This is a genomic window from Pseudomonas sp. NPDC087690, assembly GCF_044743175.1.
Classification (GTDB): domain Bacteria; phylum Pseudomonadota; class Gammaproteobacteria; order Pseudomonadales; family Pseudomonadaceae; genus Aquipseudomonas.
This window is the reverse complement of record NZ_JBIUVX010000001.1, coordinates 134072-150622: the sequence shown is the minus strand read 5'-3', so window position 1 is coordinate 150622 and position 16551 is coordinate 134072. Positions and strand designations below refer to the sequence as shown.

Sequence of the window (16551 nt, the reverse complement as noted above, 5' to 3'; positions counted from 1 at the left end):
AGAAAATGATTTACGCCTGAGGACACGACCTCAGACACCTGTCACAACTCACAACAAATCTGCCAGAACCGTGATTTTTGTGTGCATTTCGACAGACATTTCCGCATCTGAGACCGCCTCAGGCGCGAGTCGAATCCGCGAACTACGCTTCACGTTGAAATTTGTGATTTAACTAGGTAGTTACCTAACTATATAATGCGCGCCTCATTTCAACGGGACACTCAACGTGAAGCAGAGTCAACGCCTCTCGGGCATATCAAAATTCATTCTGATCGGGCTGGGCGTCGTCATCGCCCTGCTCGGCTTGGCGCTGGCTGCGGGCGGCGTGAAGTTGGTCAGCCTGGGAGGCTCGTGGTACTTCCTGCTGGGTGGCCTGGTCATGGCCGTTTCCGGTCTGTTGATCGCGCGCTTCAAGCTTGCCGGTGCGTGGTTGTTCGCCGCGTTCCTGGTGGGCACCGCGATCTGGGCGGTGATCGATGCTGGCCTGGTGTTCTGGCCGGTGTTCTCGCGCCTGTTCATGTTCAGCGTGATCGGCCTGGTCGTCGCACTGGTCTATCCGCTGCTCAAGCGTGCCAACGGCGGTGTTGCCGGTCGCGGCGCTTACGCCGTGGCGGCGGTGCTGGCGGTCGGCGTGGTTGTCGCGGCCGGCAATATGTTCGTCGCGCACCCGACCGTTGCCGCAACCGGCACCGGCCCGGGCCTGACCCCGGTCGAGCCGGACAAGGCGCAAAAAGACTGGGCGCACTACGGTAATACCGAAGGTGGCAGCCGCTTCGCCGCGCTGGACCAGATCAACCGCAACAACGTCGACAAGCTGAAAGTCGCGTGGACCTACCACACCGGTGACGTCGCCGAGAGCGATGGCAACGGCGCCGAAGACCAGCTCACTCCGCTGCAGGTTGGCAACAAGGTGTTCATCTGCACCCCGCACAACAACCTGATTGCGCTGGATGCCGACACCGGCAAAGAGCTGTGGAAGAACGCGATCAACGCGCAGTCGAAAGTCTGGCAGCGCTGCCGTGGCATGGCCTATTTCGACGCCACCAAAGCGATTGCTAAGCCGAGCAACTCGTCGATCATCGAAGCCAAGCCTGCGCCGGCCGCCAATTGCCAGCGTCGTCTGCTGACCAACACCATCGATGCGCGCCTGATCGCGGTCGATGCGGACACCGGCGAGTTCTGCCAGAGTTTCGGCAACAACGGCCAGGTTGATCTGAAGGCCGGTCTGGGTAACGTGCCGGACAGCTACTATCAGCTGTCCTCCGCTCCGTTGATGGCCGGCACCACCGTGGTGGTTGGCGGTCGCGTAGCTGACAACGTGCAGACCGACATGCCCGGCGGCGTGATCCGTGGTTTCGACGTGATCACCGGCGCCATGCGCTGGGCGTTCGACCCGGGCAACCCGCAGGATAAAAAGGCTCCGGCCGACGGCAGCACCTATGTGCGCAGCACGCCGAACAGCTGGGCGCCGATGTCCTATGACCCGGCGACCAACACGGTTTTCCTGCCGATGGGCAGTTCGTCGACCGACATCTATGGTGTCGAGCGCAGCAAACTCGATCACACCTACGGTGCTTCGATCCTCGCGCTGGACGCCACCAGCGGTGACGAGCGCTGGGTATTCCAGACCGTGCACAACGATCTCTGGGACTTCGACCTGCCGATGCAGCCGAGCCTGATCGACTTCACCAAGGACGGCAAAAGCATTCCGGCGCTGGTCATCGGCACCAAGGCCGGGCAGATCTACGTGCTCGACCGTGCCACCGGCAAACCGCTGACCGACGTTAAAGAAGTCCCGGTGAAAGCGGCGAACATCCCGAACGAACCGTACTCCCCGACTCAGCCGAAATCGGTGGGCATGCCAGAAATCGGTGCCCAGCACCTGACCGAGTCGGACATGTGGGGCGCCACGCCGTACGACCAATTGCTCTGCCGCATCGACTTCAAAGGCATGCGCTACGACGGCCTGTACACCGCGCCGGGCATGGACAAATCGCTGAGCTTCCCGGGTTCGCTGGGTGGCATGAACTGGGGCAGCCTCTCCACTGACCCGGTACACGGATTCATTTTCGTCAACGATATGCGCCTGGGTCTGTGGATTCAAATGATCCCGTCGCAGAACAAAGGCCAGGCCGCTGGCGGTGGCGAAGCGCTGAACACTGGTATGGGCGCCGTTCCGCTGAAAGGCACGCCTTACGCCGTGAACAAAAACCGCTTCCTGTCGGTAGCCGGCATTCCTTGCCAGGCACCACCGTTCGGCACGCTGACGGCGATCGACATGAAGACCCAGAAAATCGCCTGGCAGGTTCCGGTCGGCACCGTTGAAGACACCGGTCCACTGGGTATCCGCATGCACTTGCCGATCAAGATTGGTCTGCCAACCCTCGGCGGCACCCTGTCGACCCAAGGTGGTTTGATCTTCATCGCCGGCACCCAGGACTTCTACCTGCGCGCGTTCAACAGCGGCAACGGTGAAGAAGTCTGGAAAGCACGCCTGCCAGTCGGCAGCCAGGGCGGCCCGATGACCTATGTTTCGCCGAAAACCGGTAAGCAATACATCGTCATCACCGCCGGTGGCGCGCGTCAGTCGACCGATCGCGGCGACTACGTGATGGCTTACGCCTTGCCGTAAACCACTGCGTCCACGTTAAGCGCGGACGCTTGCTTCGAGCGCGGCACCTTCGGGTGCCGCGCTGCTTTCCCCCTTATTGCTCATGTTTTCCGCAGGAAGATTTACATGCTATCGGCTGTTGGTTTTTCCCGTTCCGACCTGTTCAAAGGCCTGTTGCTGGGCGTCGCGTGCACCACCACCCTCCCCGCGCTGGCGGACAACGATGCCGATCTGTTGAGCCGCAGCACCCTGACCGGCGACTGGGGTGGCTTGCGTCACCAGATGGATGAACAAGGCATCAAGTTCACCGGCGATTACAGCGGCGAAACAGCCTACAACGCTGACGGTGGCCTGCATCGCTCGGCGCGCTACTCGCAGAACATCAAGCTCGGCGTGCAGTTCGATCTGAGCAAACTGTATGGCTTCGACAACGCCGGTAAAGTCCAACTGACGATCAATGACCGTCGCGGCAACAGCGCTTCGGAAGACTTGGTCGGCAACCGTTTGCCGATCCAGGAAAACTACGGCGGCTTGTACACGCGCCTGACCGAACTCAGCTACGAGCGCAGCCTGTTCACCCCGGCGCTCAACGTGAAATTCGGTTACATGGCCATGGGCAATGACCTCGGTGGCCTCGACAGCGGCATTCTGTGCAACTTCATGAACGCCGGTTTCTGCGGTCACCCGCTGAACATGTCTGGTGGCAGCGGCTGGACCAACTACCCCAACGCGCACTTGGGTGTGCGGGTGAAATACGATCTGTCGCCGTCGTGGCAATTGCGCGTGGCCGCGTTCAACGTCGATCCGGAGAGCAACGGCAACTCCAGCCGTGCCTGGCACCTGGGCCCGAAACACACCACCGGCACCGTGGTGCCGATCGAGCTGGTGTACAAGCACGCGGGCGAGCTGCCGGGTGAATATAAAGTCGGTTACTACTACGACAGCTCCGACGTGAAACGCATCGGCAGCAGTAAAGAAGTCTCCGGTCGCGGTGGTCATTATCTGTTGGTCGATCAAGCCGTGTGGCGCTCGGAGTCGTCCGAAGGCCGCAGCCTGCATGCCTTCGGCCAATATTCGGCGGCCAGCGAAGCGGCTTCGCCGTTCAGCAAGTGGTACGGCACCGGCGTGGTTTTGTACAAACCGTTCGAAGGTCGCCCGCGTGACACCGTCGCTTTGGGCTACGGTCGCGCCGTGCCGAACCCGCGCAGCCGCGATGTGCAGCAAGACGCCGCGCTGGACAATGGCGCCGCGTTCCCGAACCTGGACAGCGCCGAACAACTGATCGAGCTCGGCTACGGCTATCAAGCCACGCCATGGCTGACCCTGCGTCCGAACATGCAATACATCATCGAGCCGGGCGCGTTCTCCGGGCAGGACATCGACAATGCGTTGGTGTTTGGTCTGCAGGTGAAAGCGTCGCTGTAAACCCTCGGGTTTGCAGGCACAAAAAAACCGGCGCAATGCCGGTTTTTTTGTGTTCGAACATCAGGCCTGATCCAGAACCTCCGCCACGCCTTGATCCTCACCGAGGAACCCGCCGCTCTGATGTTGCCAGAGCCGCGCATACACGCCGTTGCGTTCCAGCAGTTCGCTGTGGGTGCCTTGTTCGATGATGCGCCCTTCGTCCATGACGATCAGGCGGTCCATCGCTGCAATCGTCGACAAGCGGTGAGCAATCGCGATCACGGTCTTGCCCTGCATCATCTCGTCGAGGCTTTCCTGAATCGCCACTTCGACTTCTGAATCCAGCGCGCTGGTGGCTTCGTCGAGCAGCAGGATCGGCGCATTCTTCAGCATCACCCGGGCAATCGCCACACGCTGACGCTGGCCACCGGACAACTTGATCCCGCGCTCACCGACTAGGGTGTCGTAGCCGGTATGGCCCTGGCGGTCGCTGAGTTGGCTGATGAACTCATCGGCCTGAGCGCTGGCTGCCGCGCTGCGAATCTGCGCGTCGGTCGCATCGGGCCGGCCATAGGCAATGTTGTCGCGAATCGAACGGTGCAGCAGCGACGTATCCTGGGTGACCATGCCGATGCAACTGCGCAGGCTGTCTTGGGTTACTTGCGCGATGTTCTGGCCGTCGATGCGAATCTCCCCGCGGTCGACGTCATAGAAGCGCAGCAGCAAGTTGATCAGTGTGGATTTACCGGCACCGGAGCGGCCCACCAGACCGATTTTTTCCCCCGGGCGGATGCTCAGGTTCAGGCCATCGAGCACCTGCCGTTCGCCGTTGTAATTGAAGCTGACGTTGTCGAACGTCACCGCGCCTCCGGACGTCTTCAGTACGTGGGCATCCGGCGCGTCCTGCACCTTGGTGCCCTGGGTCAGAGTCTCCATGCCGTCGTGCAGGGTGCCGATGCTTTCGAACAGCGACGTCATCTGCCACATGATCCAGTTCGACATGCCATTGATGCGCAACGCCATGGCCGTGATGGCCGCCACCGCACCGGCGCCGACCTCGCCCTGATGCCAGAGCCACAGCGCATAACCGCCCGCCGACATGATCAACGCCACCACCAGGGCCTGATTGACGATCTCGAACAGGCTGACCAGACGCATCTGGCGAAACCCTGTCAGCTTGAAATCCTCCATTGCCGCCCGCGCAAAATGCGCTTCACGATTGGAGTGCGAGAACAGCTTCACCGTGGTGATATTGGTGTAGGCATCGGAAATCCGCCCGGTCATCATCGACCGCGCATTGGCCTGCTCCTGCCCGACCTTGCCCAGACGCGGCACGAAGTACCACATCGCCAGCCCGAACAAAATCACCCAGGCGAGGAACGGCAACATCAGCTTCAGCGCAAAGCCGCCGGCCAGCGCAATGATCGCAATGAAATACACACCGATCCCCGGCAGGATCTCGATCAGCGTGAACAACACATCGCGCACTGCCAAAGCGGTCTGCATCACCTTGGTCGTGACTCGCCCGGAAAACTCGTCGGAGAAAAACGAAAGGCTCTGCCGCAGCATCAACCGATGGAAATCCCAGCGCAGCCGCAACGGCAAGTTAATCGCCAGAATCTGGTGCTGCACCATGGTGCGCAACGCCACCAGTCCGACACTGAGCACCATGACAATGCCCATGCCCCACAACACCCGCGTCTCCTGCGCCGCCGCTTCCCCGCCGGCCTGCCAGGTCGAGAGCAAATCAACCACCTGCCCGAGGAAGGAAAACAGCCACGCCTCATAAATCGACACCGCGGCACTGAGCAGCGCCAAGGCCAGCACATAACCACGCGCGCCACGGGTACAAGCCCAGAGGAACCGCGCCAGACCGGTGGGCGGTGGCGGCACCTCGTCAGGAGGGAAAGGGTCGAGTCTTCGTTCGAATAGACGAAGCATGTGGGGTCTCCAAACCGATCAAAGGGGGATTTTGCCATTGATTGGTGCATAGGAGGTCTTTGTGAAAAAGTGTGTGTGTGTGTGTGTTCAACACGGCCGGTGATTGGCTCGTGTACAACTGTGCTCACTAACGGTCCGCTGCGGGCGACCAACGCTGACGCTTATGCCAGCCTTGCTGGACGGCTCGGCCCTCGCCGAACTTCCCGAGTTCATCGCCAGTGAATGCCTGGCGGACGGGCGTCTGGTCGCGTTGTTGCCGCGGTGGCACATGATGCGCGGCGGGCTTTATCTCGTGACACCGTCAGCACGCACCCGGTGAAGCGCTGATCTATAGTCACTTCGCAAGCCATCGGCGTTGTTCAATGTTCTCGCAAGGAGCGCGTAGTGATGACTCGACTGCAAACTCTCAAGCTGATCCAGATCGCCCTAGCCCTTCCCGCCTACACCGTGCCGGCCAGCACCACGTTTGTTTTTACCCTGTGGAGTGTCATCGCGTTTCTGATCGCCGTGTTCACTTCAGAACCAATAACAGGCGGGTGGTGGGTTCTGTTGGTATTGATTCTCGCCCTGTACTCACAATGGGCCTGCTGGAGCATCTTCGCTGACGCACTGGAAGACGCCCCCACGGTACGGTACCTGCCACTGCTTTTGCTGGGGGTCGTGCTGTCAGTGCTGTTGGGGTTGAGTTCCTGGTTCCTTTTTCACACAGCTCTGATCTGGGTCATGTGCGGGACGCAAGGGATCGCGGCAGGGGTTTTGCTGGTGATCAATTGGGTGCGCAAAAGAGGCATGGGCAGCGACTGAGTTTTCCGCGTTATATCAACTCTCCGATCGCAGCAAGTCTCACCCGGTGATATAGATTCTTGCCGTTGGCTTATACGGACAGGGCATCTTGAGCAAGGTGTTCAAGCGCCCTAGCCGATGTATATCCTAATTTAGCAGGGGCTACTGATTCCATCCCAAATGTGCGTAATCCACCGGCGGGTAACAGCTTATTCGCTCATCTCCAACGCTGCGTAGAGCGTGTCTTGTTTCAGAGGGATACCCGCAGTGCTCGCGTCCAGCAACCGGTCATTATCCAGATCAAAGGGCAGTACCCACAAACTCATGCCATCACCATAATCAAAAACCGGTAACGCTCCTTGCAACCCTGACCAGTATGGATAAATCAGTACCAGTCTCGGTACACCTTTGCTATTTCGATATTTATGGCCATAGGCGAAAAGCTGATAAAAATCACTCTGGCTGAGATCGTAATTCTTCTCACTCCTGTACATATCGAGGCGTTTCCACTTGGTGTCCAGAATCCAGCGCTGCTCCGGCGTATCGATGAGCAAGTCCGGCCTCAAGCAGAACATACGAGCGTTGTCGTGATCGCACAGAAATTGGCTAGCCGACTGAGGTTTTAACTCGGCAATCGGCTTTAACTGGGTTCGCAGCCAGTTCTCAATATAGCGCTCAAAAAGTTTCTCCATGGGGAATAACAGGCTCATCCCCCGCCATTCGCCGCTCACGGCAATTGGCATTTTCTGATTAAGGATCAGCTCGCACCAAGGTTTGATTGATTGGTAATGAGCCATCAAGCGATCGCGACTCCAAGCACGCAAATCTCGTGTCACCTGCCGGCTTACAGGCACCTCTGCCAAAATGGTGCGCAGCTCACTCGCTAATCGCCAATTGGCGGCGTCCTTAGTGCTCTTTGCCACAAATTCCAACGCAAGTTTAAGCAAACGGTTTTCAACCCGGTCCGGTAAGAACACATCGTGACGGACCTGAAAGTTATGCTGTCGCCCCGGCGGCTGGCGAATCTGTGCCAGCACGTTGAGTTGGCCACGCAAAAATCGCTGGTCTTCTTCAACGCGCTGATAGTCGAAGCGAATACCACGCTTCACCAGGTGTTCCAGCTCCCCCAAGAACTGTCTTATTACCCATTCCGTAATCGGGGCATTGAAAAGCTCCAACCCTGCCTCCGAAACCTGGCGCGGTTTCAGCGATAAGGACACTTGAATTAATTTGCGCAGCAGGTTTCGACTTTTGGCTTTGCAGCCATGCTTCTCAAAATGCTTGGGCAATATCTCCAGAACTGTGCCACAAGGCGTTTCAATTACACCCACGTAGCTGTCCCATTTGAGCGAGCGTCGGCCTTCGACCTGGAGTAAGGTTGCGCCCCCCTTCCTAAAGCTTGCGCTCAGCTCGCACAGCCAGTCGAAGGCAGTCTCAGATATCTGAGCACAGTCGAGATCATCAGGCGGAACCGCAGTTGTCGTGAGCCTCGCGTACTCACGGACGGTAACGTGAGCATTCAAACCTCTAACCCCTCGCGCGACTCGACGGACTCCCCCGCGTGGGTTTTGCATTCGATTACGCCCGCATAAGCAGAGACACGGTTAAATGCAAGACCGTTAATACGCCAGACCTGATCCTCTGCGCGAACCTTTTCGCCGAACAACGAGGTGAGATTCAGTTTCTTTCGAAGCACAAAGCAGTCGTCTTCAGGCTTACGATGATCATTGAATACCCACTGGATGCGCTGCCAATCTTCAAAAAAATACTCCTGTAGTAAAGGGAGTACTTGGTTACGGAAGATGAGTTCCAACTTCTCCAGACTCCGGTTTTTCAGTAACGGCATAAAGTAGGCGTGTCCAAGGCAATGCTCGCGATCCAGCAATACCTCGATGCGCTGGTTCATCACCCTTAGCAGTTGGCCAATATCCACGCCCTCCACCAGTAAACCATCCAGGAGTTCCGGCTGGGGTAGCATTTCCTTAAATATAAATCGTCGGCGTAGAGCAATGTCTAAACCTGCGAGTGATCGGTCGGCAGTGTTCATGGTGCCGATCAGGTAGACATTCTTGGGCACGCTGAAAGGCTTTTTCGAATACGGCAGTTTCAGGCTGAGCGCCTCTTCTGCACCCTCTCGCTTAGAGGGTTCGATCAGGGTAATCAGCTCACCGAAGATACGTGAAACGTTACCTCGGTTGATCTCATCAATAATAAGCACATACGGAACGTCCGTACTCGAGGCAACCACTGTCGGCTCCACTGGCTGCACTCCTTGTTGCTGCAGATAGGAAAGCAAATCTGCCCAAGTGAAACGGTTCATGGCATACACGGTTTTCAGGGTGAATTGCCGGCTATCGTTGAGCGGTAGGATAGGTAAATTAATATCGCGATATAGCCAGCGCACCGAACGTACATGCTGATAGTTCGAAATCACCCCGGTGGGTACCTGTTTCTCATACCGGTATTCGCTTGTTACCACGCCAATCGAACCGATTTGCTCAGCCGAATGGATACACAATAAGATATCCCCTATGGCCATCTGCTCTGAAAAATAATTAAGAGTTCCCTTATCACCCGCACCCAAGTCCCGGTAATAGGGATTTTGTTCGTAATTCTCTCGTAGATCGCCGGTCTTTCCCCAGCCAATGCGTGCTTCGCCGTTAGCCAGGCAATAGCTCTTGCTGGGAGAGTTTCCTGTACCGTCAATGGAAATTTTCCAGATTGCCGGGTTGGCTCGAACACCTAGGTCAGTAGCTGGCTGCGTTCGCGCGTCATCACAAATACGCTTGAATACGCCAGCTTCAATTGGATATCTCAACTGTCCGGTTTCTGCGTCAGAATCTGCTCGAATCCCCTCTACAAAATCTTCATAACTGAAGCTCTGATGAAAGGTCACGAAGCGCAAGCGATCAGCAGTCACGAACCGATCGAATTCCTTCTTCAAGCGTTCGCGCGTCTCGGAGTCACTGCCGCTGTTTTGCGCTAAAAATTCCGGAGCAAGAATAGCAAGCGCTTGGTTAATGGTGGCATAGGTTTTTCCGGTGCCGGGCGGACCGAATAGAATTTGATTCAGGGCGTGCTCTGTCACTTGATCTCTTGTCATCACTTCAGAATCTTCCTGTTCGGCTTGACCATAGTTGCGGGGTACTAGTCCCATTCCGATCAGGGTCAGTTGCTTTCCCTCAAGTGCTTCGTCTACTGAGTCGAGCCATTTGACCATGTCCGCTAACTCGGGGTAGTAAGTCGAGTCAATTTCCCAGTCCTGCTCTTTTGCTTCCATCAATGCACGATGATCGGCAATTCCCCGCACAGAGCAACGAATTCCCCCTCCGTACCAATATAGTGTGAACACAGGTTTCCCTTTCAGGCTGTCCAGTTCCCGAACACCAATACGGATGTCCGCAGGATTGATGTTCACCGTCCAGTGATCGGCCTTTGGGTATCGCTCGCGGAAACACCTTACTAATGCCCAAAACCATACCTGCTCTTCCGCCGTTCCCTTGCTCAGTAACTGAAGGACCCGTTTATCGGCATAGCCTTCAATTGCTCCTTGTTGAAAGTGTCTTTGGTATTCCAGCCACTGCCGCAATCCGCTTTGGACGTTATTACTGTTGCTGGAGCCAATTTTGGCGTGCTCACCCGCAGGACCGTAATCGCGGTTCAGCTTTTGCAATTCTTCGAGGTCGTGGGTCAGCAGAACATTGCTGCCAAAATGCTTGGAGACCGTATTAACCCCAGACAGATAATTGTTAGCGGTATTTAGAGCCATTCCCTTGTTGATCAGCCAATCTTTAAATAGCTTTCCTTGCGCATCGCTCACGGGGTTTTCTCCAGCATTGTTTTAGCTTTCGGCAGAGTTAACTGACCGAAGATCCGTTGGGTAAAATGGCGTGGCGGAGTCGAATTAGCGTTATTTAGACGCACGGGTGCTCGGACGGTCATGCAAAACTCCTCCTCTGAGTAACCTGGAATCATCGCAGTAGTTCTCGCTGGGATAAGCCCAGGCGTTATTGCGCCTTGCGTTCAGCCCTTACAATATCATTATGACATGACGAGTTGGAGTCGAATCCGGCCTCGTACCCCTTCCGGTGGTGAACTGCTCAGGAATGGAGTAATCAATCCGAGCTTTCCAAAGCTGAGATTGGATAAGCATTGATGCGAGATCCCTCCCCCCCCCTCACAAATACCACCGATACTCCCGCGCCCCAATCTCCTGCATGAACGCCAAATGATCCTGCCGTTTATTCTCGCAATACACATCCACAAACTCCCCGCCCAATCCCGCCCGCAACTGCGGCTGATGCTGCATCGCGCGTACGGCTTCGAACATTTCCCTGGGGAAATCAATGCCGCTGTTGCGATCTTCGTTCAGCGGCGCAATCGGTTCCTTGCCCGCCTCCAGCCCATGCTCCAACCCCACCAGGATCGCTGCCAGGACCAAATAAGGGTTGGCATCCGCTCCCGCCAGTCGATATTCAACCCGTAGGTTCTTCTCATCCGACTCGGGAATCCGCAAGCACGCATCGCGATCCTCAAAGCCCCAACTGGCTTTGGTCGCGGTGTTCACCGTGCCGCCGAGGCGGCGCATGGCGTTCTGGTTCGGGGCGAAGATCGGCATGCTGTGTGGCAGCAGTTCCAGGCAGCCGGCAACGGCGTGGCGCAGCGCTTGTTGTTCGTTGGCCGCCAGCAAGTTGTTGCCGTCGGCATCGTACAGACTGACATGCACATGCATGCCGCTGCCGGGGTGCTGCAGATAAGGCTTGGCCATGAAACTGGCGCGGTAGCCGTGTTTCAGCGCAACGCCACGGGTGCTGCGGCAGAATAAGGCGGCCCAGTCCGCTGCGCGCAGGCCGTCGTCGAGGTGGCCGAAGTTGATTTCGAACTGACCCGGGCCAAGTTCGGCGGTGATCACCGTGGCGTCGATGCCTTGGGCGCGTGTGGCTTCGACCATTTCGTCGAGCACCGGGGCGAAGCGTGACAGACGTTCGATGTGCATGTTCGGCTGATCGTCGGCGTCGTCGCTCAGTTCATCGCGGGGGAATTGCGGCAGGCCGTCGCGCAGCTTTTTATCGAACAGGTAGAACTCCAGTTCGAACGCGACCACCGGGTGAATGCCTTTGCGCGCTAGCCGATTGAGCACTTGCGCGAGGACTTCGCGGGGTTCGAATTCGATCGGTTTTTCAGTGCCGTCCGAGGTGATCAGCATCTGCCCCAAGGGCTGCGCTTCCCAGCTCACCGGTTTGAGTGTGCCCGGCACCAGACGGCGCACGGCGTCGGGGTCACCGTCGTGGAAGCAGTAATCGCCGATCTCGAACAAACCGCCCTGCACGCCCAGCAATACGCAGTTTTGCGGCAGTTTCAGGGCGCTGCCGGCGGCGACTTTTTCCAGCATGTCGACCGGGTAGCGTTTGCCGTAGAAGTGCCCGGGAATGTCCAGGGAGATCAGGTCGACATAACGCACCTCGGGGTAGCGTTGGCGAAACGCACGTACTTCAGCGAGCAAACCGGCGCAGACAGCGTCCATCGTGTTCATCCTTTTATTATTCTCAGGTATAGACCCAGAGCACTCGGGTGAGCTGCTCGGTGAGGTTGCCGTAGCGGCAGCGGGTATGGCTGTCGAACTGGAAACTGTCGCCGGCCTTCAGGGTGACCGGGTCTTCGTCGTCGCCCAGCCACAGCGTCAGTTCGCCTTCGAGGACGTAACCGCCCTGCTCCGAGCTGTCGGTCAGATGGCGCTCGCCGCTGCTCGCACCGGCTTCCAGATGACTTTCGAGCATGGAGAACGAGGCGCGGATCTGCGGCGACACCAGAATGTCGGTGATGCCGTTGGCGTAATACAGCGTGCGGCGCTCGTCCGGGCGGGTAACCCACGGCAGCTCTTTAGGCTTGGGCAAACTATAGAAATAGGTGGTTGGTACGCCGAAGGTTTCGCTGATCGCGGTCAGATCGGCGACGGTGGGCCGCGACAAGCCGCGCTCGACTTGCGAGAGAAACCCCACCGAACGACCGATCTTGTCGGCCAGTTCTTTCAGGGTCCACTTCTTGTGCTTGCGCAGGTCGTGGATGAGGATCGCCAGCGCGGCGATTTCTTCTTGCTTGTTCATCGTCGGGTATCCAGAAATGGCCTCTTCAAATGCTGTCACGCAGGCGATACCAGGCTTTGCCGATCGCCTCCAGCGGTGCTGCGAAATGTTTGCCGCCGGGGAAACGACCATTGCTCAGGCCCTGATACAAGGCCAATTCGTCCGTATTGCCGAGAATCGCGTCGGACACTGCACGCGCAGCGGCCAGCGTCGGCAACACGCCATGACCGGAATAACCTTGCAGCCAGTAACGGTTACCCTCGCAACCGACATCCGGCGTGCGTTTAAGAGTCAGATCGATGTGCCCGCCCCAGGCGAATTCCACCTCGACGCCTTTGATCTGCGGGAATACGCGCTGAAGAAACGGCCGGGTTGCCGCAGCGATATCCTTGGGCATGCCGCCCAGATAGGTGCAGCCGCCGCCGAACAACAAGCGGTTATCGGGGGTGCGCCGAAAATAATCGAGGACGAACTGGTTGTCGGTCACGCAAACGTTACTCGGCAGCAATGCGCACACTTGCTCGGATGTCAGTGGCGCCGTGGCCACTTGATAAGTTCCCACCGGCAGAATGCAACTGGACAGTTGCGGGTCGAGTTCATCGAGGTAAGCGTTGCAGGCCAGCACCAGCACATCGGCACGGACGGAACCGCGTTCAGTGACGACCCGGAAGCCAGCGCCCTCGCGCGAATAACTCAAGGCTTTGCTTTGTTCGTAGATGCGCCCGCCGGCCTGTTCGATGGCGGCAGCGAGGCCCAATGCAAGTTTCAGCGGATTGAGGTGCGCACCGTGCGGGTCGTACAACCCGGCCTGATAGCGATCGCTGGCGACCCATTCGGACAATTGTTCGCGGGGGATGAACTGCAAGTCATCGTGGCCCCATTTGTGGCTGGCCTCGCGTTGCCATTCGGTCAGCAGACTGACCCGACGCGGCATCACTGACGTCCACAAGTGCCCTGGCCGATAGTCGCAATCGAAGCCATGCCGACCCGGCAACTCGCGCAGTTCTTCAGACGCCCAGCGCATGCCGTCCCACAAACGCTTGGCGCGTTCATGGCCGAGCGCAGCTTCCAGCGGCGGCATGTCGCACGACCAGCCGAGAATCGCCTGTCCACCGTTACGCCCCGAGGCCGCCCACGCCACACGGCTGGCCTCGAGCACGGTCACGCGCTTACCGGCCAGCGCCAGTCGCAGCGCCGTGTGCAGCCCGCTGAAACCGGCGCCGATAATCACCACATCGGCGTTCTGCTCGCCCTCCAGAACCGGCCGATCGCGCAGAATATCGGCGCAACTGTGAGCGTAATAACTGTCGACGTGCTGGCTGGACTGCTGAAACATTCGCGACCTCATGAAATTATCTTTTTATAATTTCATGAAAATCTACAGAAATAATTTCATGCAGGCAACCCGCAGTTGCTCCGGTCAAAAGTCATATCGCGCCGTCATGCCCACTGTGCGCGGGGTGCCCAACACCCCGGTGTAAGCGCCGTTGGGTGAATTCCACAGCGTGGTGTAATAGGTCTTGTCGAAGGCGTTTTTCAACCACAGCGACACGTCCCACTGGCCTTTGCCCCAATCGCCGCGCACCCCGCCGGACAGGTTGACCAGACCATAACCCGGCAACTGCGCCTCGCGGGAATCATCGACGGTGCCGACCGCATGGGAACGCCACGCGTAACTGCCATTGACGTAGGGCTGCAGGCCATTTTGCAGGTTCCATTGATAACTGGCATTGCTGTTGAAGATCCATTTCGACGCACCGACCACCGCGTGCCCACTCAAATCGCAAGCGGCCGGCGCGCCTGGGCGCAGCGCGACTTCCGCCGGGCACGGCGCCTCGTCGTAAGACAGATAGCGCACGTCGTTGAACGAGCCATTGACGTTGATCGTCAGCCCCGAGATTGGCCGCCAACTGCTGTCCAGTTCCAGACCGCGGCTGCGCACGGTGCCGGCGTTGGTCAGGTAACTGGTGAGATTGACGTCGTCATAAGCGTTGGTCTGATAGCCGTGCACCACGGTCCAGAACAGGTTGGCATTGAGCAACAGACGCTGATCGAGCAGCGTGGTTTTTATGCCGAGTTCGGCGTCATTGGCCCGCTCGCTGCCGATCAACAGCGAATCAGCCCCGGCGACTGGCGCGCTCGCCACACTGAGATTGACCCCGCCGGATTTCTCGCCGTGGGACAACGAGGCATACGCCAGCACCTCATCGCTGACATGCCAGGCGAGACTCGCCAGCGCCGAAGGGCTGAAGCTATAAAGGCTCAGATCCCCGGAATCGTAAGCACCGCTCCGCCCTGCCCTGGCAGCCGCTGCTGCGCCGCTGACCCCGGCTCCGCCGACCGGAGCGTTGCGCGTGACCTGCGCCAGTTTGCGTTCATAAGTGCCGCGCACACCGAGGCTGAAATCCAAAACCGGGGTCAGGTGCCAAGTGCCTTGGGCAAACGTGGCGAAACTGTCGGTGTCGACATCGCCGTGGCCGACGCTGGTGACGTTGTTCAGCGCGCCTTGCGGGGTGCCGTTCCAGGTGTCCGCGAGGGGGCCGTAATCGGTGAAGACCTTGTTGCTCATTTCCTGGCGGAAGTAATAAGCGCCGAGCACGTAATCGAAGTGTTCGCCAACCGGCGAGGCCAGCCTGATCTCTTGGGAGTATTGTTTGTCCCGCGCTGATTGCCCGACGTTGTGCATCACATCAACGTTCAACTCATCGTCGTTGCGCGGGGTGAAATCCCACCAGCGATAAGCGCTGATCGAGGTCAGTGTGTAATCGTTGCGCAGATTCCAGTTCGCCTCCAGTGACGTGCCGCCCTGGAACACCGTGACGTTCTGATCGGCGTCCAGATTGACCCGACGCCCGTCTACCAGCGTCGCCCCGACCGCGGCGGCGCGTTGCTCATAACGGTTGAAGCCGTTGATGGTCGGCCCGGTGCTGAACAACGAGCGCGTGCCAGCGCTGGAATCCTCTTCATGATAATCGGCGAGCCAGCGCAGATTGAAATCGTCATTGGGTTGAAACAGCAGTTGGCCGCGCACGCCCTGACGCACGCCGCCACCGAGGGTGTGGCCGTCGAATTCGTTTTTCACGTAGCCGTTTTCGTGGGTTTTGTAGGCGGCGATGCGACCGCTGAGCGTGTCGTTGAGCGGGCCGGAAAAACTTGCCTGATTCTGCGAATAACCGTCCTCGCCCACCGAACTGGCGAAGCTGCCTTGCGGCGTCGATGACGGCCGGCGCGTGGTGATGTTCAGCACGCCTGCCGTGGTGTTCTTGCCAAACAACGTGCCTTGCGGGCCGCGCAGCAGTTCGATCTGCTCGACGTCGAGCAGGTCGAACACCGCCATGCCGGGGCGACCGAGGTAAACGTTGTCCAGATAAATCCCGGCGCTGCCTTCCAGGCCATCGCTCGCCGGATTGTTACCCAAGCCGCGAATCGACAGGCTCGATTGCCGGGCGTGCATGAACGCGACGTTGACGCTGGGCATCGCCTGCTGCAAATCCTGCAGGCGATACAGGCGTTGTTCCTCGAGGGTTTGCGCGCCAAGCACGCTCATCGCCGTGGGCACTTGCTGCGCGTCTTCGCTGCGGCGCCGGGATTCGACGGTGACGGTTTGCAGCACATCATTGTTGTTGGGCAGATCACTGGCGGTTGCCGGGAGTAATGGCATTAACGAGCACAAACCCAGGGCGCCAGCGCTAACGTTGCGCGAATAAAGAAGTTTCATCGGTGATTCCT

At 58.3% G+C, this 16551-nt stretch carries 10 protein-coding genes and 1 pseudogene; 4 read left to right on the top strand and 7 right to left on the bottom strand.

Translation table 11 applies throughout. From position 1 onward, the window contains the following. Positions 1–226: 226 nt before the first annotated feature. Together ACIPIZ_RS00605 and ACIPIZ_RS00600 are read left to right on the top strand one after the other, a co-directional pair. Positions 227–2632 (top strand): glucose/quinate/shikimate family membrane-bound PQQ-dependent dehydrogenase, encoded by a 2406-nt coding sequence (locus ACIPIZ_RS00605; protein WP_401163286.1) that lies wholly within the window; start codon positions 227–229, stop codon positions 2630–2632. Positions 2633–2737: 105 nt separating this feature from the next. Beyond that, complete coding sequence (locus ACIPIZ_RS00600) at positions 2738–4036, top strand: carbohydrate porin (protein ID WP_401163283.1); 1299 nt, start codon at positions 2738–2740, stop codon at positions 4034–4036. 60 nt (positions 4037–4096) lie between these two features. Here the strand turns inward: ACIPIZ_RS00600 and ACIPIZ_RS00595 are convergent, their stop codons facing one another. After that, positions 4097–5956 carry an ABC transporter ATP-binding protein gene (locus ACIPIZ_RS00595; protein ID WP_253483869.1) on the bottom strand — a complete coding sequence of 620 codons (1860 nt, stop codon included), beginning with the start codon at positions 5954–5956 and terminating at the stop codon, positions 4097–4099. Positions 5957–6076: 120 nt separating this feature from the next. Here ACIPIZ_RS00595 and ACIPIZ_RS00590 point away from each other — a divergent pair. Further along, positions 6077–6272 (top strand): annotated as a pseudogene (locus ACIPIZ_RS00590) (LysR family transcriptional regulator); the annotation flags it as partial. Positions 6273–6343: 71 nt separating this feature from the next. Beyond that, positions 6344–6760, top strand: coding sequence for a hypothetical protein (locus tag ACIPIZ_RS00585; RefSeq protein ID WP_401163280.1), 417 nt, complete (start codon positions 6344–6346; stop codon positions 6758–6760). Between the two features lie 188 nt (positions 6761–6948). Here the strand turns inward: ACIPIZ_RS00585 and ACIPIZ_RS00580 are convergent, their stop codons facing one another. The 6 genes from ACIPIZ_RS00580 to ACIPIZ_RS00555 form a co-directional block, all read right to left on the bottom strand. Beyond that, positions 6949–8262 carry an McrC family protein gene (locus ACIPIZ_RS00580; protein WP_122662010.1) on the bottom strand — a complete coding sequence of 438 codons (1314 nt, stop codon included), beginning with the start codon at positions 8260–8262 and terminating at the stop codon, positions 6949–6951. After that, on the bottom strand, positions 8259–10508 hold the full coding sequence (locus ACIPIZ_RS00575) for an AAA family ATPase (protein ID WP_122662019.1): 2250 nt from the start codon (positions 10506–10508) through the stop codon (positions 8259–8261). Before ACIPIZ_RS00575 ends, ACIPIZ_RS00580 begins: the two co-directional genes overlap by 4 nt. A gap of 408 nt (positions 10509–10916) precedes the next feature. Further along, on the bottom strand, positions 10917–12263 hold the full coding sequence (locus ACIPIZ_RS00570; protein ID WP_401163278.1) for a glutamine synthetase family protein: 1347 nt from the start codon (positions 12261–12263) through the stop codon (positions 10917–10919). Positions 12264–12285: 22 nt separating this feature from the next. Continuing rightward, positions 12286–12843, bottom strand: coding sequence for a helix-turn-helix domain-containing protein (locus tag ACIPIZ_RS00565; protein ID WP_105706322.1), 558 nt, complete (start codon positions 12841–12843; stop codon positions 12286–12288). 25 nt (positions 12844–12868) lie between these two features. Beyond that, the gene (locus ACIPIZ_RS00560) at positions 12869–14158 is read right to left on the bottom strand and encodes an NAD(P)/FAD-dependent oxidoreductase (RefSeq protein WP_401163277.1); all 1290 of its coding nucleotides are present in this window, start codon (positions 14156–14158) and stop codon (positions 12869–12871) included. A gap of 84 nt (positions 14159–14242) precedes the next feature. Next, positions 14243–16483, bottom strand: a complete 2241-nt coding sequence (locus ACIPIZ_RS00555) for a TonB-dependent receptor (RefSeq protein WP_401164216.1) — start codon at positions 16481–16483, stop codon at positions 14243–14245. Between the last annotated feature and the right edge of the window lie 68 nt (positions 16484–16551).

Excerpts from the sequence above, each read along its gene's own strand:
- ACIPIZ_RS00575 (WP_122662019.1), bottom strand. The coding sequence starts at position 10,508 with ATGGCTCTAAATACCGCTAACAATTATCTGTCTGGGGTTAATACGGTC.
- ACIPIZ_RS00565 (WP_105706322.1), bottom strand. The coding sequence starts at position 12,843 with ATGAACAAGCAAGAAGAAATCGCCGCGCTGGCGATCCTCATCCACGAC.
- ACIPIZ_RS00555 (WP_401164216.1), bottom strand. The coding sequence starts at position 16,483 with ATGCCATTACTCCCGGCAACCGCCAGTGATCTGCCCAACAACAATGAT.
- ACIPIZ_RS00600 (WP_401163283.1), top strand. The coding sequence starts at position 2,738 with ATGCTATCGGCTGTTGGTTTTTCCCGTTCCGACCTGTTCAAAGGCCTG.
- ACIPIZ_RS00560 (WP_401163277.1), bottom strand. The coding sequence starts at position 14,158 with ATGTTTCAGCAGTCCAGCCAGCACGTCGACAGTTATTACGCTCACAGT.
- ACIPIZ_RS00570 (WP_401163278.1), bottom strand. The coding sequence starts at position 12,263 with ATGGACGCTGTCTGCGCCGGTTTGCTCGCTGAAGTACGTGCGTTTCGC.
- ACIPIZ_RS00595 (WP_253483869.1), bottom strand. The coding sequence starts at position 5,956 with ATGCTTCGTCTATTCGAACGAAGACTCGACCCTTTCCCTCCTGACGAG.
- ACIPIZ_RS00585 (WP_401163280.1), top strand. The coding sequence starts at position 6,344 with ATGACTCGACTGCAAACTCTCAAGCTGATCCAGATCGCCCTAGCCCTT.